The following is a 25,676-nucleotide window of genomic DNA, read 5'->3' on the forward strand; positions in this document are numbered from 1 at the left end:
GAGGGGTGCCCTTCTCTACCAAAGGCGTTAACAAGGGGCCCTTCCTTACCCGTGCCTAGCCGGTGACGGTGGTGAGGGCGCGCAGGTAGCCGTCGCGGTAGCCGGCGGCGTTCGGGTGGTACGCCTCGATGACCCCGGTGACGTCCCGGATCCACGGGTCGGCCGCGCAGACGCCGTGCCCGGTGAACTGGGGACGGGTGTCGGCGAAGGTGGCTCCGGCGGCGGCGGCCCGCGCGGCGGTGACCGAGGCCAGGACGTCGGCGGCCTCGTTGAGGATGGTGCGCTTGTAGGTGCTCATCGCCAGCAGCCCGCAGGAGCCGGTCTCGAACAGTCGCGGGTAGCCGAGCACGATCAGCCGGGCGTTCGGGGACCGCTGTTTGATGGCGGCGTAGGTGCGGTCCAGTCGGGCGGGCAGCGTGCCGGTGATGAAGGCCTTCGCCCCGTCGACGGCGCTGGTGCAGGACGAGGTGCTGCCGAACCGGCAGCTGGTGATGACGTCGACGAATCCGGCGTCGTTGCCGCCGATGGTGATGGTCACCAGGGTGGTGCTGGTGCTCAGTGAGTTGACCTGCTTGCCGAGCACGTCGTCGGTGACCGCGCCGCCGCAGGCGGGGAACGTGAAGCTGTCCACCGAGTTGGCGGCGGCCCAGAGCGGGGCGTACGACTTCTGGCTGCGCAGACAGCCGGAGAGGTCGTACGGGCCGGCGCCCACCCCGGAGGAGTACGAGTCGCCGAGGGCTACGTAGTTGACGGCCGCGGCTGCCTGGGCGGTGCCGGGGACGAGGAACGCGCCGACGACGGCGGTGAGCAGGGCTACCAGCGCGGTGAGGGCGCGGGCCAGCGGGCGGTGGGGCATGGACGGACCTCCACGGACAGGGGGTGGTGGATCCTCGAAGCCGCGCGCGTGGCCGAAGGGGTCGGTGGTTACCGAGCGGTAATGCTATCGAAACATTTCCATCGAGGGAATAGCCGACCTGGGATGATGTCTGAGGTGGCGGGCCCACCGGTCCGCGTCCGGAGACCACGGGGAGTGTCATGGGCAAGACGTACGACAGCATCAGCGGGCGGCTGCGCGCCTTCGTCGAGGCGCAGCCGATCTTCTTCACCGCGACCGCGCCACTGGCCGCCGACGGCACGGTCAACCTGTCCCCCAAGGGGCTGGCCGGCTCGTTCGCCGTCCTCGACGAACACACCGTCGCCTACCTGGACTTCGCCGGCAGCAACGCCGAGACCGTCGCCCACCTGCGGGAGAACGGCCGGATCACGCTGATGTGGTGCGCCTTCGACGGCCCGCCGAACATCGTCCGGATCCACGGTCGGGGCGAGCCGGTGTTCCGCGACGATCCACGCTGGCCGGACCTGCTCGCCCACTTCCCGCACATCGACCCCGCCCGGCACGGGCACCGGGCGATCATCGTGGTGCACGCCGAGCTGATCCGCGACACCTGCGGGTACGCCGTACCGCTGATGACCTACCAGGCCGACCGCGACCTGCACGCACGGCGCTTCGGCCGGGAGGACGACGAGTCGCTGGACGCCTACTTCACCGCCAAGGAGCACGTCGGGACCAGCATCGACGGCCTGCCCGGCCTGCCCCTGCCGTTGCCACCCACCCCACCGGCCGGGCAGCCGTCCCCAGCCGCCGGGTAGCCCACCCCGCCCGCCGGACAACCGTCCCGACCCGCCGGACAACCGTCCCGACCGGCCGGCGAGCCGTCCCGGCCGGCCGGGTGAGGTGTGACGGGCGCGGACCCGCTCCGCCGGTGGTCACCGGCGGAGCGGGTCCGTAGGTCGCGGGTGGGTGCCGGTCAGCGGGCGGCCAGCGGCTGGGCGGCCGGGTCGACCGGAGCCGGCAGCCGACCGTGCCCGCCGAGGTGGGCGTGGATGGCGGCGGCTGCCGCCCGCCCCTCGGCGATGGCCCAGACGATCAGGGACGCGCCCCGGTGCATGTCACCGGCGACGAAGACCCCGTCGGCGGCGGTCTGCCAGTCCGGCCGGGCGTCGAGGGCGCCCCGGGCGTTGCGGGTCACCCCGAACTGTTGCAGCAGCGGCTGCCGTTCGGTGCCCTCGAAGCCGATCGCCAGCAGCACCAGGTCCGCCGGCAGCTCCCGCTCGGAGCCGGGTACCGGGGTGACGATGCGCTGGCCGGCGCGCTTCTCCACGGTCACCTCGGCGATCCGGACCGCCCGGACCTGGCCGGTGCCGTCGTCGACGAACTCCTGCACGGCCGCGGCGAAGACCCGCTCGCCGCCCTCCTCGTGCGCCGGGTAGCTGCGCAGCACCCACGGCCAGGTCGGCCAGGGGTCGCGGGCGGCGTCCCGGGCGCTCGGCGGCTCCGGGTAGAGGTCGAGCTGGTACACCCCGGCCGCGCCCTGCCGGTGGGCGACACCGAGGCAGTCGGCGGCGGTGTCACCACCGCCGATGATCACGACGTGCTTACCGGCGGCGTCGATCGGGGTGCCGTCGGGCAGCACCGCGGTGGCCGGTCTGCCGCCACCGGCGGCCGTCGCCGAACCGCCGCCGCCCGCGGCGGCGACCACCCGGTTGGCCGCGACCAGGTGCGACATCGCCTGGTGTACGCCCCGCAGCGCCCGTCCCGGCGTCGCCGGGGTGTCCCGGCCGGCGAGCGCGCCGCAGGCCAGCAGCACCGCGTCGTACTCGGCGCGCAGCTGCCGGGCGGTGACGTCCACGCCGACCTCGACCCCGGTGCGGAACTGCACACCCTCGGCGGCGAGCTGGGCCAGCCGCCGATCGATGTGCTCCTTCTCCAGCTTGAAGTCGGGGATGCCGTAGCGCAGCAGCCCACCGAGGGCGTCGTCACGCTCGAAGACGGTGACGGCGTGGCCGGCGCGGACCAGTTGCTGGGCGGCGGCCAGGCCGGCCGGTCCGGAGCCGACCACGGCGACCCGGCGGCCGGTCGGGGCCGGCACCGGCTGCGGGGCGAGCAGGCCCCGCTCGACCGCCGCGTTGGCGATCTCCACCTCGACCTGCTTGATGGTCACCGGCTCACCACCACCGATACCCAGCACGCAGGCGGCCTCGCAGGGCGCCGGGCAGAGTCGCCCGGTGAACTCCGGGAAGTTGTTGGTGGCGTGCAGCGAGTCCACCGCCGCGTCCCAGGCGTCGGTACGGACCAGGTCGTTCCAGTCCGGGATGCGGTTGCCCAGCGGGCACCCCTCGTGGCAGAACGGGATGCCGCAGTCCATGCACCGGGTGGCCTGCTCGCGGATCAGCTCCGCGCCGGCCGGCGGGTACACCTCACGCCAGTCACTGATCCGCACCGGCACCGGGCGGCGGGCCGGCAGCCGCCGGTCGTAGCGCAGGAAACCGTTCGGGTCAGGCACGAGCCACCTCCTGGGCCACCGCCGGCGACGCGGGCGGTACGGACGCGTCGGACGGCGCCGCCGGGGCAGCTGTCGCCGCCAGCGCGCTCATCACCGCGTCGTCGACGTTCTGGCCGGCGGCTTCGGCGGCCTGCATGATCTCCATCACCCGGCGGTAGTCCCGGGGTACCACGGCGGTGAACTCCTCCACCGCCTCCGGCCAGCGCTTGAGCAACTCCTCGGCGACCGCCGAGTCGGTCTCGGCGAAGTGCCGCTGGACCAGCTCGTGCAGCTCGGTGCGTTCGGCGTCGCGCAGCGGGGCCAGGTCGACCAGCTCGGCGTTGACCCGGCGACGATCCAACCGCCAGACGTACGCGGTGCCACCGGACATGCCGGCGGCGAAGTTGCGGCCGGTCGCGCCGAGCACCACCACGGTGCCGCCGGTCATGTACTCGCAGCCGTGGTCACCGACCCCCTCGACCACCGCCACGGCACCGGAGTTGCGCACCGCGAACCGCTCGCCCACCCGGCCACGCAGGAACAGCTCGCCGGCGGTGGCCCCGTACAGGATGGTGTTGCCGGCGATGATCTGGTCCTCGGCCCGCTCCCCCGGCCCGGCCGTGCCGGCGACGAACGGCGCGGCGGCGTCCGGGCGGACGACGAGCCGCCCGCCGCTGAGGCCCTTGCCGACGTAGTCGTTGGCGTCGCCGTGCAGCCGCAGGGTGACCCCGGCGGGCAGGAACGCGCCGAAGGACTGCCCGGCGGTGCCGCGCAGCACGAACTCGATGGTGTCGGTGGGCAGGCCGGCCCCGCCGAAGCGGCGGGTCACCTCGCCGCCGAGCATCGCGCCGACGCTGCGGTGCTCGTTGCGCACCGCCACCTCGACCCGGACCGGCTGCCGGTCGGTGAGCGCCGGCTGCGCCAGCGCGATCAGCTCGTTGTCCAGGGCCAGTGCCAGGCCGTGGTCCTGGGCGCGGATCCCCCGGCGGGAGGCCCCCTCGGGCAGCTCCGGCAGGTGCAGTACGCGGCCCAGGTCCAGGCCCTTGGCCTTCCAGTGGTCCACCGCCGGGGCGACGTCGAGCAGCTCGGTCCGGCCGATCGCCTCGTCGATGCTGCGCAGCCCCAGCTCCGCCAGGTAACCCCGGACCTCCTCGGCGAGGAAGAGGAAGAAGTTCTCCACGAACTCGGGCTTGCCGGTGAAGCGTTCCCGCAGCACCGGGTTCTGGGTGGCGATGCCGACCGGGCAGGTGTCCAGGTGGCAGACGCGCATCATCACGCAGCCGGCGACGATCAGCGGTGCGGTGGCGAAGCCGAACTCCTCGGCCCCGAGCAACGCCGCGACCAGCACGTCCCGGCCGGTCTTGAGCTGGCCGTCGACCTGCACGGTGACCCGGTCGCGCAGCTTGTTGAGCAGCAGCGTCTGCTGCGCCTCGGCCAGGCCCAGCTCCCACGGGGTGCCGGCGTGCTTGAGGGAGTTGAGTGGGGACGCGCCGGTGCCGCCGTCGTGCCCGGAGATCAGGATGACGTCGGCCTTGAGCTTGGCCACGCCCGCCGCGACGGTGCCGACGCCGACCTCGCTGACCAGCTTGACGTGCACCCGGGCGGCCGGGTTGACGCACTTGAGGTCGTGCACGAGCTGGGCGAGGTCCTCGATCGAGTAGATGTCGTGGTGCGGCGGCGGGGAGATCAGGCCGACGCCGGGGGTGGCGTGCCGGGTCCGGGCGATCCACGGCCACACCTTGTTGCCGGGCAGCTGCCCACCCTCGCCGGGCTTGGCACCCTGGGCCATCTTGATCTGCAGGTCGTCGGCGTTCACCAGGTACTCGCTGGTCACCCCGAACCGGCCGCTGGCGATCTGCTTGACCGCGCTGCGCCGGGCCGGGTCGTGCAGCCGGTCGACGTCCTCGCCGCCCTCGCCGGTGTTGGACTTGCCGCCGAGGCGGTTCATCGCCACGGCCAGGCTCTCGTGCGCCTCGGCCGAGATCGACCCGTACGACATGGCGCCGGTGGCGAACCGCTTGACGATCTCGCTGGCCGGCTCGACCTCCTCGATCGGCACCGCCGGGCGGACGCCGGTCCGGAGGCTGAACAGCCCACGCAGCGAGCCGGTGTGCGCGGCCAGCTCGTCGACCTTGGTGGTGTACTGGCGGAACACGTCGTACTGGCGGCTGCGGGTGGCGTGCTGGAGCAGGAAGACCGTCTCCGGGTTGAACAGGTGCAGCTCGCCCTCGCGGCGCCACTGGTACTCGCCGCCGACCTGGAGCCGGGTGGGCGCCTCGACGCCCGGCGCCGGCCAGGCGCGCGAGTGCCGGGCGGCGACCTCGGTGTGGATCTCGGCCAGCCCGATCCCGCCGATGGTGCTCGGGGTGCCCCGGAAGTAGCGGTCGACCAGCCGGCCGTCCAGGCCGACGGCCTCGAAGACCTGCGCCCCGCAGTACGAGGAGACGGTCGAGATGCCCATCTTCGACATGATCTTCAGGACACCCTTGCCGAGCGCCTTGACGTAGTTGCGGACCGCCGTGCGCGGCTCGACCCCCGGCAACGCGCCGGTGGAGATCATGTCCTCCACCGACTCGAAGGCCAGGTACGGGTTGACCGCCGCCGCGCCGTACCCGATCAGCACGGCGGCGTGGTGCACCTCGCGGCAGTCGCCGGACTCGACGATCAACGCGACCTGGGTCCGGGTCTGCTCCCGGACCAGGTGCTGGTGGACGGCGGCGGTGAGCAGCAGCGACGGGATCGGGGCCAACCGGGAGTTGGAGTCCCGGTCGCTGAGCACCAGGATGCGTACCCCGTCCTCGATGGCCTCGGAGACGTGCCGGCAGATCTCGGTGAGCCGGGCCCGGATCCCCGGACCGCCGTCGCGGACCCGGTACAGGCCGGAGACCCGGACGGCCTTGAAGCCGGGCAGGTCGCCGTCCTCGTCGATGGAGAGGATCTTGGCCAGCTCGTCGTTGTCGATCACCGGGTGCGGCAGCACGATCTGCCGGCAGCTCGCCGGGGAGGGGTCGAGCAGGTTGCCCTCCGGCCCGATGGTCGAGGCCAGACTGGTCACCAGCTCCTCCCGGATGGCGTCCAGCGGCGGGTTGGTGACCTGGGCGAAGAGCTGGTGGAAGTAGTCGTAGAGCAGCCGGGGCCGCTGCGACAGGGCGGCGATCGGGGTGTCGGTGCCCATCGAGCCGATCGGCTCGGCACCGGTACGCGCCATCGGCGCCAAGAGGATCTTGCGCTCCTCCTCGGTGTAGCCGAAGGTCTGCTGCCGACGCCGCACCGAGTCGTGGGTGAAGACGGTGTGCTCGCGGGCGGGCAGGTCGTCCAGCTCGATCAGGCCGGCGTGCAGCCAGTCGGCGTACGGCTCGGCGGCGGCCAGCTCGGCCTTGATCTCGGAGTCCTGGACGATCCGCCCGTTGACCGTGTCGACCAGGAACATCCGGCCGGGCTGCAGCCGCCCCTTGGCGACCACGGTGGCCGGGTCGAGGTCGAGCACGCCCGCCTCGCTGCCCAGCACCACCAGCCCGTCGCTGGTACGCCACCAGCGGCCCGGGCGCAGCCCGTTGCGGTCCAGCACCGCGCCGACGATCTCACCGTCGGTGAAGGCGACCGAGGCCGGCCCGTCCCACGGCTCCATCAGGCTGGCGTGGAAGCGGTAGAAGGCCCGCTTGTCCGGCCGCATGTCCGGATCGTTCTCCCAGGCCTCCGGGATCATCATCAGCACCGCGTGCGGCAGGCTCCGGCCGGCCAGGTGCAGCAGCTCCAGCACCTCGTCGAAGTTGGCCGAGTCGCTGGCGGCGGGGGTGCAGACCGGGAAGAGCCGGCGGATGTTGCCCGGAATGTTCGGGCTGCGCAGCAGCGCCTCGCGGGCCTGCATCCAGTTGCGGTTGCCCCGGATGGTGTTGATCTCGCCGTTGTGCGCGATCAGCCGGTACGGGTGCGCCAGCGGCCAGGACGGGAAGGTGTTGGTGGAGAACCGGGAGTGCACCAGGGCGATCGCGCTGGTGACCCGCTCGTCGGTCAGGTCGGGGAAGAACTCCGGCAGCTGGTCCGGGGTGAGCATGCCCTTGAAGACCATCGTCCGGCCGGACAGCGACGGGAAGTACGCCGGCACGCCCCGCTCGGCGGTCTCCCGCTCGACCTGCTTGCGCAGGCAGAACGCCACCCGGTCGAGGTCGATGCCGGACAACGGCGAACCCGCCGGGCCACCCGGGGAGCCGGTCAGCCGGTGCGCGGCGAGGAAGACCTGCCGGACCCGGGGCATCGCCGTCCGGGCGGTCTCACCCAACCCCTCGGGGTTGGTCGGGACGTCCCGCCAACCGAGCAGGTCGGCCCCCTCGACCAGGGCGTACTTGTCGACCACCCGGCGGGCCTGGGCCTCGGCCGCGTCGTCGTCGGGCAGGAAGACCAACCCGGTGACGTACTCGCCGGCGGGCGGCAGCGGGAAGTCGACCACCTCACGCAGGTAGGCGTCCGGCACCTGGATCATGATCCCGGCGCCGTCGCCGGTGTTCGGCTCCGCGCCCCGGGCACCCCGGTGGTCGAGCCGGCAGAGCGCACCGAGACCGCCGGCGACGACCTGGTGGGAGCGTCGGCCGTGCAGGTCCGCCACGAAGGCCACACCGCACGCGTCGTGCTCCTGGGCCGGGTCGTACAGCCCGGCCGAGGTGGCGGGGCGCGGCGGGTCGAGAGGGTACGGGAAAACCACCGGGTCTCCTGTCGTCACTCAGGTGCTGATCACGGTCGGGACGACGTCGGCCCTGCGGGGTCTATTGAGTCTACGTTAGGGGCTGCCGCGCAAGGCCAGTGCAGATTGATCACACTTCCAGTACGTGGGACAGGTAGTCTCGCGCGGTGGATTCCGTACCCGCCGCACTCTTCGACCGCCTTGAATCCTTCTACGACGCGGTGCCCCGGGATGCCGCCCGTGCCGAGGAGCATGGCGGCCTGGTGCTCTTTGTCCGGGAAGGCCCAGGGTGGCCGTTCTACGCGCGGCCCCGACCCGGTGCCACCGAGCCGGCGTCGCTGGCCGACATCACCAGCGTACGCCAGCGGCAGCGCGCCCTGGGGCTGCCCGAGGCCTTCGAGTGGGTGCACGAGCAGCATCCCGACCTGCTCGCGGTGGCCCGCTCGGCGGGGCTGGACGTGCTGGAGGCCCCGCTGATGGTGCTCGACCCGGCGGCACTGCCCGATCCGGGCACGCTCAGCGACGTACCGGTGCGGTTGTTGACGCCCACGGCACCGGACTTCGCCGCCGACGTGGCCACCCGCCGGGCGGTGGCCGCGGTGGGCTTCGCGGCCACCGGGACGGCCCCGGGCCCGGCCGGGCCGGCCGAGCGGGAGGCCGCGCGGATCGAGCTGGAGGTGGCCGCCCTGGACGAGGAGGCGGTCCGGGTCGCCGACGGACGGCGGTTGTCCGCGCTCGCGGAGGTCCCCGGCCAGGGGGCACTGGCCAGCGGGATCGCCATGCGGGTCGGGGACGTGGCCGAGATCGCCGGGGTGGCCACCCTGCCCTCGGCCCGCCGACGGGGCCTGGGGGCGGCGGTGACCGCGACCCTGGCCCACGCGCTGCGGGCCGCCGGCACCGAGCTGATCTTCCTCAGCGCCGGCGCTCCGGAGGTCGCCCGGATCTACCTACGGGTCGGGTTCCGCCGGATCGGCACCGCCTGCCTGGCCGAACCCGCCGCCCTGGTCGGCTGACCCCGAGCCCGCCGACGCCGCCGCACGCGGCACGGTTGCCGGCGCGACGCCGGACGGCTACCGCACCGTCCGGCAGGTCACGCCGGGAGGACCACCCGGGGGTCACTGTGGTGGACGCCACCGCTCCGCCACCGTGGCGGCCCGGCCCAGCAACCGGGGGGTGACCGCACCGAGGGCGGCGTCCCGGGCCCGCAACGCGAGCCGGCCCCGGGTCTGCAGCACCGCCGACATCCGGCGGGTCTGCCGCACCACCGTCGCCGCCCGGGACCGACGGGCCCGGTCGTACGCGGTGAGCGTGTCCGGGAGGCTGAGCTCCCGGGCCAGGCTCTGCAGGGTGGCCGCGTCCTCGAAGGCCAGACACGCCCCCTGACCCAGGTGCGGGGGCATGGCGTGCGCGGCGTCGCCGAGCAGGACCACCCCGCCCGGCCCGGCGGGGAAGGCGTACGTGCGTGGTAGCGGGCGCAGTTCACGGATCTCGCGCTGGACCAGGGCCGCCGGATCGGTGGCGGCGAGCAGCCCGGCGACCGGCTCGGGCCAGCCGGCGTACCAGCGCCGCAGCAGGGTGAGCTGGGTCTCCGGCGGCTCCGGCCGGGGTGCTCCGGCCGCCGTGGCGATCCAGTGGACGCCGCCCCGCCCGGTCGAGGAGTGCCGGCCCAGTGGCGCCGACACGAAACGGTAGCCGGCCCCGAGCACCTCGCCACCGGCCGGACGGTCCGCCACCGCCGGTGGCACCTGGTACCAGGGGACCACCGCCGCCCAGGTGACGCAGCCCGAGCTGACCACACCGGTGGCGGGTGCGAGCTGCCGACGGAGCACGCTGTCCGTGCCGTCCGCGGCGACCACCAGATCCGCGGTGAACGTCTGCCGCCCGTCGCCGACCACCGGCCGCTCGCCCGGCTCGGCCCGCACCGAGCGGATCGTCACCCCGGTCCGCAGGTCCACCCGGTCACCGAGGGCGGCGATCAACGCGTCGTACAGGTCCTCCCGGTGCGCGACCAGCGGCGTCCGCTCCGCCGACGCCGGACGGGGCTGCACCAGCCACTGCCCGTCCGGCCGACGGACCCCACCGTCGGGCAGCGGGGTCGAGATCGCCGCGAGGGCGGCGTCGAGACCGAGCGCCCGCAGCGCGCGTACCCCGTTCGGCCAGAGCACGACGGCCGTCGGCTCCGGGCGGACCCGGTCGGCCCGTTCCAGGAGGGTCACCTGCCAGCCGGAGCCGGACAACGCGCCGGCCACCGCGAGGCCGCCGAGTCCGGCCCCGACGACCACCGCGCTGCGCATCGCCGCCGCTCCCCCGCTCAGCTGTCGCGTTCGGTGCGCGGACCGGTGCCGCCCTTGGCGGGGGCCGTTCCGTCCGCCTCGGCACCGGTCACCTCGGTCCCGGCCACGCCGGACGCGTCACCGGGACCCGTCGGGTCGTCCGGGTCGTCCGGATCGGTCGGGGCCGCCTCGGCCGCCGGCTGCCCGGACTTCTCGTCGGGAACCGCACCGGTCTCCTGGTACGCGCGGAACTGTTGCTCGTCGACCACCCGGTAGCCCTGCGGGGCGGCGGCCGCGGCACCGGCTTCCCGCGCCGAGAGGTCCACCTGGGAGACGTCCCCACCGGCACCGACCGGGCCGGGCGCCGCGGCGACACCGATCGGGATCAGGAACTCCCGCGGGCCGCGTACCCGGACGAAGTAGATCAACGCGCCGAGGAAGACCAACGCGGAGGTCCAGACGTTGAGCCGCAGGCCGAGGATCGTGTTGGCGTCGTCGGTGCGCATCAGCTCGATCCAGAACCGGCCGACGGTGTAACCCATCACGTACACCGCGAAGGCCCGGCCCCGGCCCAGCCGCAGTCGCCGGTCGAGCAGCAGGACCAGCGCGACGACGCCGAGGTTCCAGAGCGCCTCGTAGGCGAAGGTCGGGTGGTAGAGGCCCGGTTCGAGGATCGGTTGACCGGCATCGTCGCGCAGCGCCCGACCCGGGTTCTGCGGATCCATCCGGTGGATCTCCAACCCCCACGGCAGGGTGGTCCGGCCGCCGTACAACTCGTTGTTGAACCAGTTGCCCAGCCGGCCGATGGCCTGCGCCAACGGCAGGCCCGGGGCGAGCGCGTCGGCCACCACGGTCAGCGGGATGCCGAGCTGCCGGGCGGCGAACCAGGCGCCGACCGCGCCGCCGGCCACCGCACCCCAGATGCCCAGGCCACCCTCCCAGACGAAGAACGCCTTGATCGGCTCACCCCCGGTGCCGAAGTACTTCTCCGGAGAGGTGATCACGTGGTAGATCCGGGCCCCGACGATGCCGGCCGGCACCGCGTACACCGCGATGTCCAGCACCGCGCCGGGAGCCACCCCACGCTGCCGCAACCGCCGCTCGGTGACCCAGCAGGCCACCACGATGCCCAGGATGATGAAGAGCGCGTACGCCCGCAGCGGCACCGGACCGAGCTGCCAGACCGCGGTGCTGGGGCTGGGCAGGGCCGCCTGGGGAGACAACGAGACGAGAGTCACGGGTGCACACGCTACCGCTGCCCTCCCTTCCCCCGGCACCCCGGTGTAAGGAAGGGCCCCCTCTTAACGCATCCGGTAGAGAAGGTCACCCCTCTCACCCACCACCCCCGGGCAGCCCCGGGCAGGATGAGGGCGGGGCAGGCAGGGCGGGGCAGGGAGGGTCAGGAGGGCGGGGCGGAGGGGGTCAGGCGGGTTGGCGGGTGGGGGCACGGGTGCCTTGGGCCAACTCTGTCGACAGGGTGCGTAGGGCGGCCAGGCCGCTGGCGGAATCCGGGGCGTCCAGCAGGCAGCGGATCAGGGCGCTGCCGACGATCACCCCGTCGGCGTACCCGGCGACCGTGCCGGCCTGCGCGCCGGTGCCCACGCCCAGGCCGACCCCGACCGGCAGGTCGGTGACCGCACGGACCCGGGAGACCAGCGTCGGCGCGGCGTCGGAGGTACGCGACCGGGCGCCGGTGACCCCCATGACCGCGGTGGCGTAGACGAAGCCCCGGCAGTGCTCGACGGTCATCGCCAGCCGGGCGTCGGTGGACGAGGGCGAGACCAGGAAGGTCCGGTCGAGCTGGTGGGCGTCCGAGGCGGCCAACCACTCGTCGGCCTCGTCGGGAATGAGGTCCGGGGTGATCAGGCCGGTGCCGCCGGCCGCGGCGAGGTCCCGGGCGAAGGCCTCCACGCCGTACTGCTCGATCGGGTTCCAGTAGGTCATCGTCACCACCGGCGCGCCGGTGGCCGCGACCGCCTCGATGATGCGCAGCGTGTCGGTGGTCCGGACGCCGCCGGCCAGGGCGATGTCGCTTGCCTTCTGGATCACCGGCCCGTCCATCACCGGATCGGAGTACGGGATCTCCACCTCGATGACGTCGACGCCGGCCTCCACCATCGCGGTCATCGCCGCGATGCTGCCCTCGACGGTCGGGAACCCGGCCGGCATGCAACCGACGAGCACCGCCCGCCCGTCGGCGCGGGCCTTGTCGAACGCAACCCCTATCCGGCTCACGCCACCGCCTCCTGATCGAGGATGCCGAAGTACTCGCCGGCGGTGTGCACGTCCTTGTCACCCCGGCCGGAGAGGTTGATCACGATGGTGGGCTCCCGGCCCAGCTCCGCCGCGAGCTTCGGAGCGATCCGCAGGGTGCCGGCGAGGGCATGCGCGCTCTCGATCGCCGGGATGATCCCCTCGGTACGGCAGAGCAGCTCGAACGCGGCCATCGCCTCGGCGTCGGTCACCGGCAGGTACGTCGCCCGCCCGGAGTCGTGCAGCCAGGCGTGCTCCGGCCCGATGCCCGGGTAGTCCAGCCCGGCGGAGATCGAGTGCGACTCGATGGTCTGCCCGTCGGCGTTCTGCAGCACGTAGGTGCGGGCACCGTGCAGCACGCCGGAGCTGCCGCCGGTGATGCTGGCCGCGTGCCGGCCGCTCTCCACCCCCTCGCCGCCGGCCTCGAAGCCGTACAACCGCACGGCGGAGTCACCGACGAAGGCGTGGAAGATGCCCAGGGCGTTGGAGCCGCCGCCGACACAGGCGGCGACCGCGTCCGGCAGCGCACCGGTCAGGTCGAGGCACTGCTGGCGGGCCTCGTCACCGATGCCCCGGACGAAGTCGCGCACCATGGCCGGGAACGGGTGTGGCCCGGCGGCGGTGCCGATCAGGTAGTGGGTGTCGTCGACGTTGGCGACCCAGTCCCGCATCGCCTCGTTCATCGCGTCCTTGAGGGTGCGCGAGCCGGTGGTGACCGGTACGACGGTGGCACCGAGCATCCGCATCCGCGCCACGTTCAACGCCTGCCGCTCGGTGTCGACCTCGCCCATGTAGACGACGCACTCCAGGTCGAACAGGGCAGCCGCGGTGGCCGTGGCGACACCGTGCTGACCGGCGCCGGTCTCGGCGATCACCCGCCGTTTGCCCATCCGCCTGGTCAGCAGCGCCTGGCCGAGCACGTTGCGCACCTTGTGCGCCCCGGTGTGGTTGAGGTCCTCCCGCTTGAGCAGCACCTTCGCGCCGACCTTCGCGGAGAAGCGCTCGGCGGGGTACAGCAGCGAGGGGGTGCCGGCGTAGTCGCGCAGCAGGGCGCCGAACTCCGCCCGGAAGCCCTCGTCGGCAACCGCCGTGCGCCACGCCTGGTCCAGCTCGTCCAGGGCCGCCACCAGGGCCTCGGGCACGAACCGCCCACCGAACCGGCCGAAGTGACCGGCGGTGTCGGGTTGCGCCCCCGGATCGGGGCTCGGGCCGGCCGCGGCGGCCAGCGCGTCGGCGCTCATCGCTGTGATCCTCTCGGTGGTGGCGGAACGACCGGTGGTGGCGAAACGACCGGTGAGAGCGGGACCGGTGCCGGTCAGCGCACCGGCCGGGGCGTGGCCGGATGGTTGCCGGCGTTGACCAGCTCGGCCACCGCCTCGCGGGGGCTCTTCTGGGTGACCAGGCCCTCGCCGACCAGGACCGCGTCGGCGCCCGCCGAGGCGTACCGGATGAGGTCGTGCGGGCCGCGGACCCCGGACTCGGCGATCTTGACCACGCTACTCGGCAGGCCGGGGGCGATCCGCTCGAACACCGACCGGTCCACCTGCAGGGTACGCAGGTCACGGGCGTTGACCCCGATCACCTGCGCGCCGGCCTCCAGGGCCCGGTCGGCCTCCTCCTCGTCGTGCACCTCGACCAGCGCGGTCATGCCCAACGACTCGATCCGCTCCAGCAGGCCGACCAGCGCGTTCTGCTCCAGCGCGGCCACGATCAGCAACACCAGGTCCGCGCCGTGGGCCCGGGCCTCGTGCACCTGGTAGCTGGAGACCACGAAGTCCTTGCGCAGCACCGGCACGCCGACGGAGGCCCGCACCGCGGCCAGGTCGTCGAGGGAACCACCGAACCAGCGGCCCTCGGTCAGCACACTGATCGCCCGCGCCCCACCCGCGGCGTACTCGCCGGCCAGCTCGGCCGGGTCGGCGATCTCGGCCAGTTGCCCCCGCGACGGCGAGGAACGCTTGACCTCGGCGATCACCGCGACCCCGGGCCGACGCAGGGCGGCGTACGCGTCCAACGGCGGCGGCGCGGCGGCGGCCAGCTCCCGGATCCGCTCCAGCGGAACCTGCTCCTGCCGGTGGGCGACGTCCTCGCGAACCCCGGCCAGAATCTCGTCGAGCACGTTTGCGGGCGCCGCCGGACCGGGCTGGTCACCCTCCGCGTGCGCATGCTCAGCAGTCACCAACGGACTCCCCTCTCCGGGCGTCATGGGCCGATGCTAGGCGGCGCCACCTGGCGACGGCTGGCGGGGGTATGGCGCTGCTCACGAGACGGGCTGGGGCATAATGGCCGACCTCCGGTGAACGCCGGGTCACCCTGCGCCACCGCGACCATCGACCACCGTCATCCACGCCGGACATCCGCGAGCGTTGCGTCATCGACCACCACCCATCGCGGTTCCATCATCGCCGGTCGACGACCAACCCGCAGCACAAGGATGCACATCGATGCTGTGACGAGGATCAAGGAAGTACGGCCCTGGCCGTGCCGTTGGTCCGGGCGGACAGTTGACCCGCCGGTCACCGTGGCGAAACCCGCGCCCGGCAGCATCGGTTCACGGCAGACTCGACCACGGGCCTGCCCACGTCGGAACGATCCTCGTGCGGAGTGTGGAGATGAGCGCGGAGAAGCCCCACCCGACCATCGGACTGACCACCGTCTCCCGGACCGTCGCGTCCCTGGCCGTCGGCATGGTGCACACCCTGGAGCGGGCCGTGGTCGGTGAGGCCCGGGTGCGGACCGCCCGGGGCAACGCCTGGGAGGCGGTCTGCGCCGATCGGGCCCGTGCCGACCAGCGCGCCGAACTCGACCGCCTGGTCGCCGAACTGGCCGTCGCCCACGCCCACGCCGCCGCCCGCGACCGGCAGCGGGTCGGCTGAGCGCCCCACCGGTCCCGACCGGCCCGCCGCCCAACCGGTCCGCCGGCCCCGGCCCCGGCCGCCCCTCCGCCCCACCGGAACCGGACGGCACACCGGTCCGACGGACCGACCGGGCCAGCCTCACCGTCAGTGCAGCGTCGGATCCTCGCCACGGTCGAGCGCGTCCCACGCCTCGACGGTGCGCCGACCGGTGACCGGGCTGCCCGCGTCGGTCACCGGGCCGGTCGGGACGCCCGGACCCGGGGCGTCCGGGCCGGTCGGGACACCTGGGCCGGTGGGCGTCGGGCGGACCGGGCGTTCGTAGCGGGCGCCCATCGCCGGCCAGCCGGCCCCCCGCAGCGCGGTCGAGACGCCACCCAGTGCGGTGAGCAACCCGCCGACCAGGCAGAGCACCGGCCACTGCCGGTTCGCCTCGCCGTCGAACCCGGCCACCAGTCCGTAGCCGCCCCCGGCGGCCAGCAGGCCGTAGCCGCCGCCGGCCGCCACCGCCAGCCCGAGACCGGTCAGCAGCACCCCCAGCCACCGCCGGAGGCGGCCCCGGGTGGCCAGCACCGCGCCGCCACCGGCCAACGCCACCAGGGCCAGCGCCGGCAACCACGGCAGCAGGCCCGCGCCGGCCCGGTCCTGGCGTACCGGCGGCAACGGCACCGGCCGGACGGTCAGCTCCACCGACCAGGTCCGGGTCGCCGCCCAGAGCGCCAGACCCGCCCCGGCCAGACAGAGCAGCACCGCGTACGTCAGCTCACGCCGTCCACGCCCCGCAGCCGGGTCGGGGGCGGTCACCGGGCCGGCCGGAGGGTCTCGGCGGCGGCGATGGCGGCCAGTACGGCGGCGGCCTTGTTCCGGGTCTCCTGGTCCTCGGCGGCCGGGTCGGAGTCGGCGACCACCCCGGCCCCGGCCTGGACGTAGGCCCGGCCGTCGCGGATCAGCGCGGTCCGGATGGCGATCGCCATGTCCAGGTCGCCGCCGAAGCCGAAGTAACCGACGGTACCGCCGTACAGGCCCCGCCGGACCGGTTCCAACGCCTCGATGATCTCCATCGCGCGGACCTTCGGCGCACCGGAGAGGGTGCCGGCGGGGAACGTCGCGGCCAGCGCGTCGAAGGCGGTGCGGTCCGGACGCAGGGTGCCGACCACGGTCGAGACGATGTGCATCACGTGGCTGTACCGCTCGATGGTGGCGAACTCGGGCACCTCGACGGTGCCCGGCAGGCAGACCCGACCCAGGTCGTTCCGGCCCAGGTCGACCAGCATGACGTGCTCGGCCCGTTCCTTCGGGTCCCCGAGCAGCTCCGCGGCCAGGCGGGCGTCGTCCGCCGGGGTCCCGCCCCGGGGGCGGGTGCCGGCGATCGGGTGCAGCAGCGCCCGCCGCTGCCCGTCGGCGCCGACGCTCACCTTGACGTGGGCCTCCGGCGAGGAGCCGACGACGTCGAACCCGTCGAAGCGCAGCAGGTACATGTACGGGCTGGGGTTGGTGGTGCGCAGTACCCGGTAGACGTCCAGCGGGTCGGCGTGGGTGGTCCGCTCGAAGCGCTGCGACAGCACGATCTGGAAGCACTCGCCGGCCCGGATCGCCTCCTTGGCCGTCTCCACCGCCTTCGGGTACCCACCGACCGGGGTACGGCCGACCACCTCACCGGCCGGCCGGCGCTCGACCGTGGAGATCATCGGCGGGATGGGGCGGGACAGCGCGGTGGTCATCGCGTCGAGCCGGCCCACCGCGTGGTGGTACGCCGCGTCCACCTCGGCCTCGCGGTCGGCGGCGCCCGGCGGTGGCAGGATCGCGTTGGCGACCAGGATCGCCGAGCCCTCGTAGTGGTCCAGCACCACCAGGTCGGTGGCGAGCAGCATGCCGAGCTCCGGCAGGCCCAGGTCGTCGCGGGTCAGCTCGGGGAGGCGCTCGAAGCGCCGGATCAGGTCGTACCCGAGGTAGCCGACCATGCCTCCGGTCAGCGGCGGCATGCCGCTGTCCGGGTCCCAGGCCGGCCCGGCGAGCGCCTCGACCGTGGCACGCAGCACCGCCACCGGGTCGCCCTCGGTGGGCAGTCCGGCCGGCGGTTGGCCGGTCCAGACCGCGACGCCGTCGCGTTCGACCAGGGTGGCGCTGCTGCGTACGCCGATGAAGGAGTACCGCGACCAGGCCGTGCCGGCGGTGCCGACGCCCTGTTCGGCCGACTCCAGCAGGAACGTGCCCGGTCCACCGGCGAGCTTGCGGTAGACCCCGACCGGGGTCTCGGCGTCGGCGAGCAGCCGCCGGGTGACCGGGACGACCCGCCAGCGCCGGGCCAGCCCGGTGAAGGTGGCCAGATCGGGACTGACCGCACCGTCGGTCACGAGCCACCCCCCTGCGGTACGGTGCCCGACGGCTGCCCGTCGACGGCGGAGCCCGATGGCCGCTGGTCAGCGGCGGAGCCCGATGGCCGCTGGTCGGCAGGGGTGGTGACCGGCAGCTCGGTGTGGAAGCAGGTCCGGTCGCCGGTGTGGCACGCCGCGCCTACCTGGTCCACGCTCACCAGCAGCGCGTCGCCGTCGCAGTCCAGCGCCACCGAGTGGACGTACTGGTGGTGCCCGGAGGTGTCGCCCTTGACCCAGTACTCCTGCCGGCTGCGCGACCAGTAGGTGGCCCGGCCGGTGGTCAGGGTCAGGTGCAGGGCCTCGTCGTCCATCCAGCCGACCATCAGCACCTCGCCGGAGTCGTACTGACGGACCACGGCGGCGACCAGGCCGTCGGCGTCGCGCTTGAGCCGGGCCGCGACGGCCGGGTCGAGGCGGGAACCACGGGCCGCGCCGGCGGGCGTCGGCCCCGGCGGGCTGGGGTGGGCGCCGGTCACCGGCGCGTCAGGTACGGGCACAGTGACCCATTGTCCGCACCCGCCCGGGTCCCCGGCCACCCGGCCCACCGGAAACGGGTCTTCCGGTGACCTCGGCACCGGACCGGCCGAACTGCCGCCGCGTGGCTCAGTCGGGGGTGTGGACGGGACGGGGTCGGCAGAGCACCGGGTGCAGGGCGCGGGCCAGTTCACCCGGGTGCCGCACGGGGTGCGGGAAGGCCAGCCGGAGCTGGTGGCGCTGCGGCGTCCGGCCGTACGTGACGACCAGGCCGTACCGGTCCACCCGGACCGGCCGGACCGGACCGGGCGGAGCCGCGGGGCCGAGGTGTCGCCGGACGTACCCGGTGACCTCCGCACCGTGGTGGTCGGCGAGGTCGGCGAGCACCTGTGCCTCGACCGGGTGCAACGGGTCCGGCTCGGCGGCGGCGTACTCCCCGGGGTCGACGCGCAGCACGGTGCCGGCGCGTTCCAGCCGGGCCTCGGCGACCTCGAAGCGGTACAGCCGGAATCGGGTGCCGACGTCGAGCAGGTCTCCGGTCGGGGCCACGTCGGCGAAGTCCAGGGTGGCCTGCCGCTGCGCGTCGTCGCGCAGCCGGCTGGCACGGCCGGAGACCCAGGCCCGGCCCAGCGACGGGGCACCGGCGCCCGGCGGCAGGTCGAGCACGTCGAGGACCACGGCGACGTCGCCCCCGGTCGCCGGCTCCAGCGCGACGGCGAGGTCGCTGACCACCGGCACCAGCATCAGCAGTTGCCCCTCCTGGTCGGTGACGTGCCGGACGTGGTGCGGGCCGGGACGGTGCGCGACGTGGACGAGTGCGGGCAACCGCCCGGCCGTCAGGGTACGGACGAGTTCGGCGGGACTGGGCCGCACGACGGCGGGGCTGGGGCGCACGGCGCACCTCCGGAAGTAGGTTAGGCTTACCTAACTCGCACCCTAGAGCACCGGCCCCGCCGCCGTCCACGTCCCATCCCGACAGCCACCCCGTCAGCTCACCGGGTCTGCTCCAGCCAGGAGGCGTAGAGCAGCGCGTAGACCGAGCCGGGCTCGCGCAGCAGCTCGTCGTGCGGGCCACGCTGCACGATCCGACCCTTGTCCACCACGATCACCTCGTCGGCGGCCTGGGCGGTGGAGAGCCGGTGCGCGATCGCCAGCGTGGTACGCCCCCGGGTCACCGCGTCCAGGGTCCGCTGCAGCCGTACCTCGGTGGCCGGGTCGACCGCACTGGTCGCCTCGTCCAGCACCAGCAGGTCCGGATCGGCGACGTAGGCCCGGGCCAGCGCGACGAGCTGCCGCTCCCCCACGCTGAGCGCCTCGCCGCGCTCACCGACCGGAGTGTCCAGCCCGGCCGGCAGCCCCTCCAGCCAGTCGGCCAACCCCAACTCGGTGAAGGCGGCGGTGAGCTGGTCGTCGCTGAGCTCCGGCCGGGCGAACCGGACGTTCTGCCCCACCGTGGCGTCGAAGAGGAACCCGTCCTGCGGGACCATCACCACCCGCGAGCGCAACGAGGCGAACCGGACCCGCCGCAGCGGCACCCCGGAGAGCAGCACCTCGCCGCTGCTCGGATCCATCAACCGGGTGAGCAGCTTGGCGAAGGTGGTCTTGCCGCTGCCGGTCTCACCCACCACCGCCACCCGGCTCTTCGCCGCGATCTCCAGGTCGACGTCGTGCAGCACCGGCGCGCCGCCCGGGTAGGCGAAGCCCACCCCGGCGAAGCGGATGTCCAACGGCCCCGCCGGCAGGTCCCGGCCCTGCTCGCCCGGGTCGGCCACGTCCGGGGCGACGTCGAGCACGTCCAGCACCCGCCGCCAGCCGGCGATCGCGTTCTGCGCCTCGTTGAGCACCTCGGTGGCGATCTGCACCGGCTGGATGAAGAGCGTCACCAGGAACAGGAACGCGGTGAGCTGACCGATGGACAGGGTGCCGTCCACCCCGAGGGTGACCCCCAGCACGACCACCCCGGCCAGCGCCAGACCGGCCGCCAGCTCCCCCACCGAACTACCCAGCACACTGATCCGGATGGCCCGCTGCTGGGCCCGGCGCTGGTTCTCGATCGCCTCGTCGAGCCGCCGGGAGGTCCGCCCGGAGATGCCGTACGCCCGGATCACCGGCGCGCCCACCACGCTCTCGCCGATCGTGCCGAGCAGCGTGCCCATCCGTTCCCGGACCACCCCGTACGCGGCGCCGAGGCGGCGCTGCAGCGACCGGATCACCAGCACCGCCGGCAGGAAGGCGGCGAACACCACCAGGGTCAACTGCCAGGAGTACGCCAGCATCACCGCCGTGGTGACCACCAGCTGCCCGAGGTTGACCAGCAGGATCACCCCGCCCCACTGGAGGAACTGGGTGATCTGGTCGACGTCGCTGGTCACCCGGGACACCAGCGAGCCCCGCCGCTCGGACTGCTGGTGCAGCATGGACAGGTCGTGCACGTGCCGGAAGGCCCGGGTCCGGACGTTTGCCAGCGCGGTCTCGCTGACCGTGAAGAGCCGCCGGGTCATCAGGTAGCCGCAGGCGGTGGTGACCACCAGGACGGCCGCGGTCAACGCCACGACGACGGCCACCACGTCGAGGTTCGGCCCGCCCGGGTCGGTCAGCCCCCGGTCAATGCCCTGCTGGACGGCGACCGGCACGGCCACCCGGCCGACCATGTAGACCAGGGCCAGGGCCAGGGTGCCGGCCAGCCCGGTCCGCAGCTCCGGGGAGAGTGCCAGCCCACGGCGGAACGTCCGCCAGGTGGAGTCGCCCACCGGCCGCCCTGCGGTCCTCGCCGTGGTGGTCACCGGTCCGCCTCCACTTCCAGGCCCGAATCGACCGGGATCACCGGGTCGTACCCGGTCGGTGGTGGGTCCACACCACCCGCCTGTTCGCCCTCGGCGTCGGCCTGCTCGTAGGCGGTGACCAGGTCGGCGTACCCACCGACGGTGGCCAGCAGCTCGGCGTGGGTGCCCCGGGCGACCACCCGGCCCTGCTCCAGGTAGATCACCTCGTCGGCGAGCGCGATGGTGGCCCGCCGGTAGGCCACCACCAGGATCGAGGTGGCCGGGCCGGCCGGCCCGGCGGAGCGCAGCCCGGCCAGGATGGCCGCCTCGACCCGGGGGTCCACCGCGCTGGTGGCGTCGTCGAGCACCAGCAGCCGGGGCCGGCCGGCCAGCGCCCGGGCCAGGGTCAGCCGCTGCCGCTGCCCGCCGGAGAGCGAGGTGCCCCGCTCACCGACCATGGTGTCCAGGCCGTCGGGCAGGGCGGCGACGAACCCGTCCGCCTCGGCCAGCCGCAGCGCCGCCCAGACCTGCTCGTCGTCGACGCCGGGCCGGTCCAGGCTGATGTTGGCCCGGACCGTGTCGTCGAAGACGAACGGCACCTGGGCCACCAGCGCGGCCGTCTGGGCCAGCGAGGCGGCGGTGAGGCTCCGCACGTCCACCCCGTCCAGGGTCACCGTGCCGCGCGGCGGGTCGACCAGCCGGACGGCCAGCGAGGCGATGGTGGACTTACCGGCCCCGGTCGGCCCGACCAGGGCCACGGTCCGGCCGGCCGGCACGGTGAAACCCACCTCGCCGAGCACCTGGGCACCGGGCCGGTGCGCCTCGACCGGCTCGTAGGAGAAGTGCACGTCGGCGAAGGTGAGACTGGCCGGGCGCGACTGCGCCGCGTCGAGCGTCACGTCGCCGTACGGCATCTCGCCGGAGGCGTCGAGCACCCGGCGGACCCGGTCCCAGCCGGCGACGCTGCGTGGCAGTTCGGCCAGGACCCACCCGATGGCCCGCACCGGAAAGGCCAGCACGGTGAAGAGGAAGGCCACGCTTACCAGCTCGGCGACGCTGATCGCCTCCTGCCGGAGCCGGATCGTGCCGACCACCAGCACGGCCAGGGTGCCGAGACTGGGCAGGGTCTCCAGCAGCGGGTCGAAGAGCCCGCGCAGCCGACCGACGGAGATCAGCGCGTTGCGCAGCTCACCGGCGCGTTCGGCGAACCGGGCGGTCTCCTGCGCCTCCCGGCCCATCGTCTTGACCACCAGGGCGCCGTCGAAACTCTCGTGGGCGATGCCGCTGACCTCGGCGCGCAGCCGTTGGGCGCGTTGCTGCCGGGGCGCCATCCGCCGGGAGTAGACCACGTTGAGCGCGAACAGGGCGGGAAACACGGCCAGGCCGACCAGGGCCAGCGCCCAGTCGGTGAGGAACAGCGACCCGATCGCACCGACCAGCATCACCAACGTGCCGACGGCGAACGGCAGCGGCGCGATCGGGTACCAGGCGGCCTCGACGTCGGAGTTGGCGTTGGACAGCAACGTGCCGGTGGCGTTGCGGTGGTGCCAGGCCAGTGGCAGGTCCAGGTAGCGGCGGGTCACCCGGCGGCGGTAGGCGGCCTGGAGCCGGAACTGCATGAACCCGGCACCGAGCCGCCGGCCGAAGATCCCCACCACCCGCAGCACACTGATGCCGAACAGGGCCGCCGCCGCGAGGGCCAACACGCCCAGCCCCACCGATCCGGCCGAGATCGCCGGCACCACCACGTCACCGACCACCGCGCCGACCACGAAGGCGCTGGCGATCACCATCACGCCGAACAGCACGCTACCGGCGACCGCCACCGCGAAGATCCGCGGTTGTTCCCGGATCGCCAGACCGAGGACGGAGAGTCCCCGCAAGAGCACGTCCCGACTCGTCCTGCTCGCCACGCTTCCCCCGCCGTAAGTTGCCCGTCTGCCTACTCATCCTTACCGTTCGCCGCCACCTCCGCCGACCCGCCAGGATATGTCCACCATCACGCCCGAACCGGTAGGCCGAGCGGCCCACTCGCCGCGCCGGGGGGCGCCGGCGGGCCTACGATCAGGCCATGCCTCGGTACGCCCGATCGGAGCGCTTGGCGCTCGCCGACCTCTTTCTCGCCGTGGGCCCGGACGCGCCCACCCTCAACGAGGGGTGGACGACCCGGGACCTGGCCGCCCACCTGATCGTGCGGGAGCGCCGCCCGGACGCCGGCGCCGGCATCGTGCTGCCGCCGTTGGCCGGGTACGCCGAGCGGGTCCGCCGCCGGATCGCCGCGCGGGACTGGGCCGCCCTGGTCGGGCAGGTCCGCCGGCCACCGCTGTGGAGCCCGCTGAGCAACCCACTGGTCGACGAGGCGGCCAACCTGATGGAGTTCTTCATCCACCACGAGGACGTCCGCCGGGCGGTGCCGGACTGGCAGCCGCGGGAGTTGCCGGCCGGGTTGACGGCGGGGCTGTGGCGGCGGGTCGGGCCGGTGGCCCGGTTGGCGCTGCGCCGGTTCCCGGCCCGGGTGCTCATCGAGGCACCGGGGCACGGTGAGGTCGGCAGCGGTCGCGGTGGCGAGCAGCTCCGGGTGGTGGGCGACCCGGGAGAGCTGCTGCTCTTCCTCTCCGGTCGGCAGCCGGCGGCCCGGGTCCACCTGGACGGCCCGCCGGCGGTCGCCGAACGGCTGCGCACCGCCGCGCTCGGCTTCTGAGCAGCCGGTCGGGCCCCGACGGGGGTGGTCGATGGCGGGTGCAGGCAATACGCTTCGGTAACCGCACCCCGACGTGACCTCGGTCACGCCTCCACCCCCAAAGGCGGCTACCACGATGGCTCTCGACGTACCGTACCGCTCCATCCCCGACATGTTCCTCAAGCGGGTCGCCGCCTCCGGCGACCGCCACGCCTTCGGCCACCCCTCCGCCGACGACTCGGGCCCGGTCTGGCTGACCTGGGAACAGGTCGGCCGGCGCGCCAAGGCGGTCGCCGCCGGCCTGCAGGGCCTCGGCCTCGGCCCGGAGGAGCCGGTGGCCATCCTGGCCAACACCCGGCTCGAATGGGTGCTCGCCGACCTCGGCATCATGTGCGCCGGCGGCGCGACCACCACCGTCTACCCGACCACCGAGCCGGACGACACGGTCTACATCCTCGCCGACTCCGCGTCCCGGGTGCTGTTCGCCGAGAACCCGGCCCAGGCCGCCAAGATCACCGGCGCGAGCCTGCCGGCGCTTACCCACGTGGTGCTCATCGACGGTGCCGCCGACCCCGCCGCGGCCGTCCCCCAGCTCACCCTCGCCGAACTGGAGGAGCAGGGCAGCCGGGCGCTGGCCGCCGATCCCGACCTGATCGAACGGACGGTGGCCGGCATCGGCCCGGACCACCTGGCCACCCTGATCTACACCTCGGGCACCACCGGCCGGCCCAAGGGCGTCGAGCTGCTGCACGGCGGCTGGTGCTGGGAGGGCGTGGTCCAGGGCGACACCGCCCTGATGCGTGGTGACGACCTGCACTACCTGTGGTTGCCGCTGTCGCACTCCTTCGGCAAGACGCTGCTCTGCGGTGGGATCCACGTCGGCATGCCCACCTACGTCGACGGAAGGGTGGACAAGCTGGTCGAGCTGCTGGGCGTGGTACGCCCGACGGTGATGTGCGGGGCTCCCCGGATCTTCGAGAAGGTCTACAACAAGGCGGTCACCACCGCCCAGGGCGCCGGCGGGGCGAAGGCCAAGATCTTCGCCTGGGGGGTCCGGGTCGGCCGGGAGAAGGTCGCGCTGGAGCAGGCCGGTCGGCCGGTGCCGGGTGGCCTGAAACTGAAGTACACGCTGGCCGAGAAGCTGGTCTTCAGCAAGCTCCAGGCCCGCCTCGGCGGGCGGATCCGGGTGCTGGTCTCCGGCTCGGCCCCGCTGAGCCAGGAGATCTCCAGCTTCTTCGCCGCCGCGAACCTGCCCGTCTCCGAGGGGTACGGGCTCACCGAGACCAGCGCCGGCAACTTCGTCAACCGGCCGGGCCAGCTGCGCATCGGCACCGTCGGACCGGTCCTGGGCGACCTGGAGTGCCGGATCGACCCCGACGGCGAGATCCTGCTGCGCGGCCGGCCGGTGATGCGCGGGTACCACAACCTCCCCGAGGAGACCGCCGCCGCGTTCACCGACGACGGTTTCTTCCGTACCGGCGACATCGGCAGCCTGGACGACGACGGCTACCTGCGGATCACCGACCGGAAGAAGGACCTGGTCAAGACCTCCGGCGGCAAGTACGTCGCGCCCTCGCACATCGAGGGGATGTTCAAGGCGGTCTGCCCGTACACCTCCCAGGCGATCGTCGTCGGTCAGGCCCGCAACTACTGCACCATGCTGGTCACCCTGGACCCGGACGCGATCGCCGGCTGGGCCGCCGGCGGCCCGCTGGAGGGCCGCCCGTACGCCGAGATCGTCACCTCGCCGCAGGCGCGGGCGATGGTCGAGGAACACGTCGCGCAGCTCAACACCAAGCTGAACCGGTGGGAGACGATCAAGAAGGTCACCATCCTCTCCCGCGACCTGACCATCGAGGACGGCGAGATGACCCCGTCCATGAAGATCAAGCGGCGCGGGGTGGAGACCAACTTCGCCGCCGAGATCGACAAGATGTACGAGGGCAGCCTCGCCGAGCTGTGAGCACCGCGTACCCGCGCCGGCCGGGTCCCGACCACGACGG

Annotated in this window: 18 protein-coding genes and 1 pseudogene; 5 read left to right on the forward strand and 14 right to left on the reverse strand. The window is 73.7% G+C overall.

All coding sequences use genetic code 11. The features are described 5' to 3' along the window. Positions 1 to 55: 55 nt before the first annotated feature. Entirely contained in the window at positions 56 to 856 is an 801-nt protein-coding gene (locus ACN28G_RS16345) for an SGNH/GDSL hydrolase family protein (protein WP_421479556.1), read from the reverse strand. A 179-nt stretch (positions 857 to 1,035) separates the two neighbouring features. On the opposite strand from ACN28G_RS16345, the gene ACN28G_RS16350 reads away from it, so the two are divergent. Next, entirely contained in the window at positions 1,036 to 1,650 is a 615-nt protein-coding gene (locus ACN28G_RS16350; RefSeq protein ID WP_091440969.1) for a pyridoxamine 5'-phosphate oxidase family protein, read from the forward strand. A 158-nt stretch (positions 1,651 to 1,808) separates the two neighbouring features. On the opposite strand, the gene ACN28G_RS16355 is transcribed toward ACN28G_RS16350, so the two are convergent. Further along, positions 1,809 to 3,344, reverse strand: coding sequence for a glutamate synthase subunit beta (locus ACN28G_RS16355; RefSeq protein WP_091440972.1), 1,536 nt, complete (start codon positions 3,342 to 3,344; stop codon positions 1,809 to 1,811). Continuing rightward, positions 3,337 to 8,022 carry a glutamate synthase large subunit gene (gene gltB, locus ACN28G_RS16360; protein ID WP_421479557.1) on the reverse strand — a complete coding sequence of 1,562 codons (4,686 nt, stop codon included), beginning with the start codon at positions 8,020 to 8,022 and terminating at the stop codon, positions 3,337 to 3,339. Before gltB ends, ACN28G_RS16355 begins: the two co-directional genes overlap by 8 nt. Before the next feature lie 146 nt (positions 8,023 to 8,168). On the opposite strand from gltB, the gene ACN28G_RS16365 reads away from it, so the two are divergent. Continuing rightward, positions 8,169 to 9,014, forward strand: coding sequence for a GNAT family N-acetyltransferase (locus ACN28G_RS16365; protein ID WP_421479558.1), 846 nt, complete (start codon positions 8,169 to 8,171; stop codon positions 9,012 to 9,014). A gap of 102 nt (positions 9,015 to 9,116) precedes the next feature. Here the strand turns inward: ACN28G_RS16365 and ACN28G_RS16370 are convergent, their stop codons facing one another. From ACN28G_RS16370 to trpC, 5 genes are all read right to left on the reverse strand, one after another. Further along, positions 9,117 to 10,295: an FAD-dependent oxidoreductase gene (locus ACN28G_RS16370; RefSeq protein ID WP_091440979.1), complete on the reverse strand. Its 1,179-nt coding sequence runs from the start codon at positions 10,293 to 10,295 to the stop codon at positions 9,117 to 9,119. 17 nt (positions 10,296 to 10,312) lie between these two features. Continuing rightward, entirely contained in the window at positions 10,313 to 11,512 is a 1,200-nt protein-coding gene (lgt, locus tag ACN28G_RS16375; RefSeq protein ID WP_421479559.1) for a prolipoprotein diacylglyceryl transferase, read from the reverse strand. A 184-nt stretch (positions 11,513 to 11,696) separates the two neighbouring features. After that, the gene (gene trpA / locus ACN28G_RS16380) at positions 11,697 to 12,509 is read right to left on the reverse strand and encodes a tryptophan synthase subunit alpha (RefSeq protein ID WP_421479560.1); all 813 of its coding nucleotides are present in this window, start codon (positions 12,507 to 12,509) and stop codon (positions 11,697 to 11,699) included. Then, complete coding sequence (gene trpB, locus ACN28G_RS16385) at positions 12,506 to 13,768, reverse strand: tryptophan synthase subunit beta (RefSeq protein ID WP_091440989.1); 1,263 nt, start codon at positions 13,766 to 13,768, stop codon at positions 12,506 to 12,508. The genes trpA and trpB overlap by 4 nt, the downstream gene beginning before the upstream one ends. Positions 13,769 to 13,842: 74 nt before the next feature. After that, on the reverse strand, positions 13,843 to 14,646 hold the full coding sequence (trpC, locus tag ACN28G_RS16390; protein WP_175440793.1) for an indole-3-glycerol phosphate synthase TrpC: 804 nt from the start codon (positions 14,644 to 14,646) through the stop codon (positions 13,843 to 13,845). Between the two features lie 493 nt (positions 14,647 to 15,139). On the opposite strand from trpC, the gene ACN28G_RS16395 reads away from it, so the two are divergent. Then, positions 15,140 to 15,403, forward strand: coding sequence for a hypothetical protein (locus ACN28G_RS16395; RefSeq protein WP_091440996.1), 264 nt, complete (start codon positions 15,140 to 15,142; stop codon positions 15,401 to 15,403). Positions 15,404 to 15,529: 126 nt separating this feature from the next. On the opposite strand, the gene ACN28G_RS16400 is transcribed toward ACN28G_RS16395, so the two are convergent. The 6 genes and pseudogenes from ACN28G_RS16400 to ACN28G_RS16425 form a co-directional block, all read right to left on the reverse strand. Beyond that, complete coding sequence (locus ACN28G_RS16400) at positions 15,530 to 16,186, reverse strand: Trp biosynthesis-associated membrane protein (RefSeq protein WP_091440998.1); 657 nt, start codon at positions 16,184 to 16,186, stop codon at positions 15,530 to 15,532. Next, positions 16,183 to 17,736: an anthranilate synthase component I gene (locus tag ACN28G_RS16405; protein WP_091441001.1), complete on the reverse strand. Its 1,554-nt coding sequence runs from the start codon at positions 17,734 to 17,736 to the stop codon at positions 16,183 to 16,185. The genes ACN28G_RS16400 and ACN28G_RS16405 overlap by 4 nt, the downstream gene beginning before the upstream one ends. A 74-nt stretch (positions 17,737 to 17,810) precedes the next feature. After that, positions 17,811 to 18,254 (reverse strand): annotated as a pseudogene (hisI, locus tag ACN28G_RS16410) (phosphoribosyl-AMP cyclohydrolase); the annotation flags it as partial. A gap of 106 nt (positions 18,255 to 18,360) precedes the next feature. After that, positions 18,361 to 19,104, reverse strand: a complete 744-nt coding sequence (locus ACN28G_RS16415; RefSeq protein WP_091441006.1) for a DUF2470 domain-containing protein — start codon at positions 19,102 to 19,104, stop codon at positions 18,361 to 18,363. 119 nt (positions 19,105 to 19,223) lie between these two features. Then, positions 19,224 to 21,014: an ABC transporter ATP-binding protein gene (locus tag ACN28G_RS16420; protein ID WP_091441009.1), complete on the reverse strand. Its 1,791-nt coding sequence runs from the start codon at positions 21,012 to 21,014 to the stop codon at positions 19,224 to 19,226. Then, positions 21,011 to 22,906, reverse strand: coding sequence for an ABC transporter ATP-binding protein (locus tag ACN28G_RS16425; RefSeq protein WP_421479562.1), 1,896 nt, complete (start codon positions 22,904 to 22,906; stop codon positions 21,011 to 21,013). Before ACN28G_RS16425 ends, ACN28G_RS16420 begins: the two co-directional genes overlap by 4 nt. Before the next feature lie 158 nt (positions 22,907 to 23,064). Here ACN28G_RS16425 and ACN28G_RS16430 point away from each other — a divergent pair, with 158 nt between their 5' ends. Together ACN28G_RS16430 and ACN28G_RS16435 are read left to right on the forward strand one after the other, a co-directional pair. Beyond that, complete coding sequence (locus ACN28G_RS16430; RefSeq protein WP_091441014.1) at positions 23,065 to 23,694, forward strand: TIGR03085 family metal-binding protein; 630 nt, start codon at positions 23,065 to 23,067, stop codon at positions 23,692 to 23,694. A gap of 115 nt (positions 23,695 to 23,809) precedes the next feature. Beyond that, the gene (locus ACN28G_RS16435; RefSeq protein WP_421479564.1) at positions 23,810 to 25,636 is read left to right on the forward strand and encodes an AMP-dependent synthetase/ligase; all 1,827 of its coding nucleotides are present in this window, start codon (positions 23,810 to 23,812) and stop codon (positions 25,634 to 25,636) included. Positions 25,637 to 25,676: the final 40 nt, after the last annotated feature.

This window comes from Micromonospora sp. WMMA1923 (genome assembly GCF_049179195.1).
GTDB lineage: Bacteria > Actinomycetota > Actinomycetes > Mycobacteriales > Micromonosporaceae > Micromonospora > Micromonospora yangpuensis.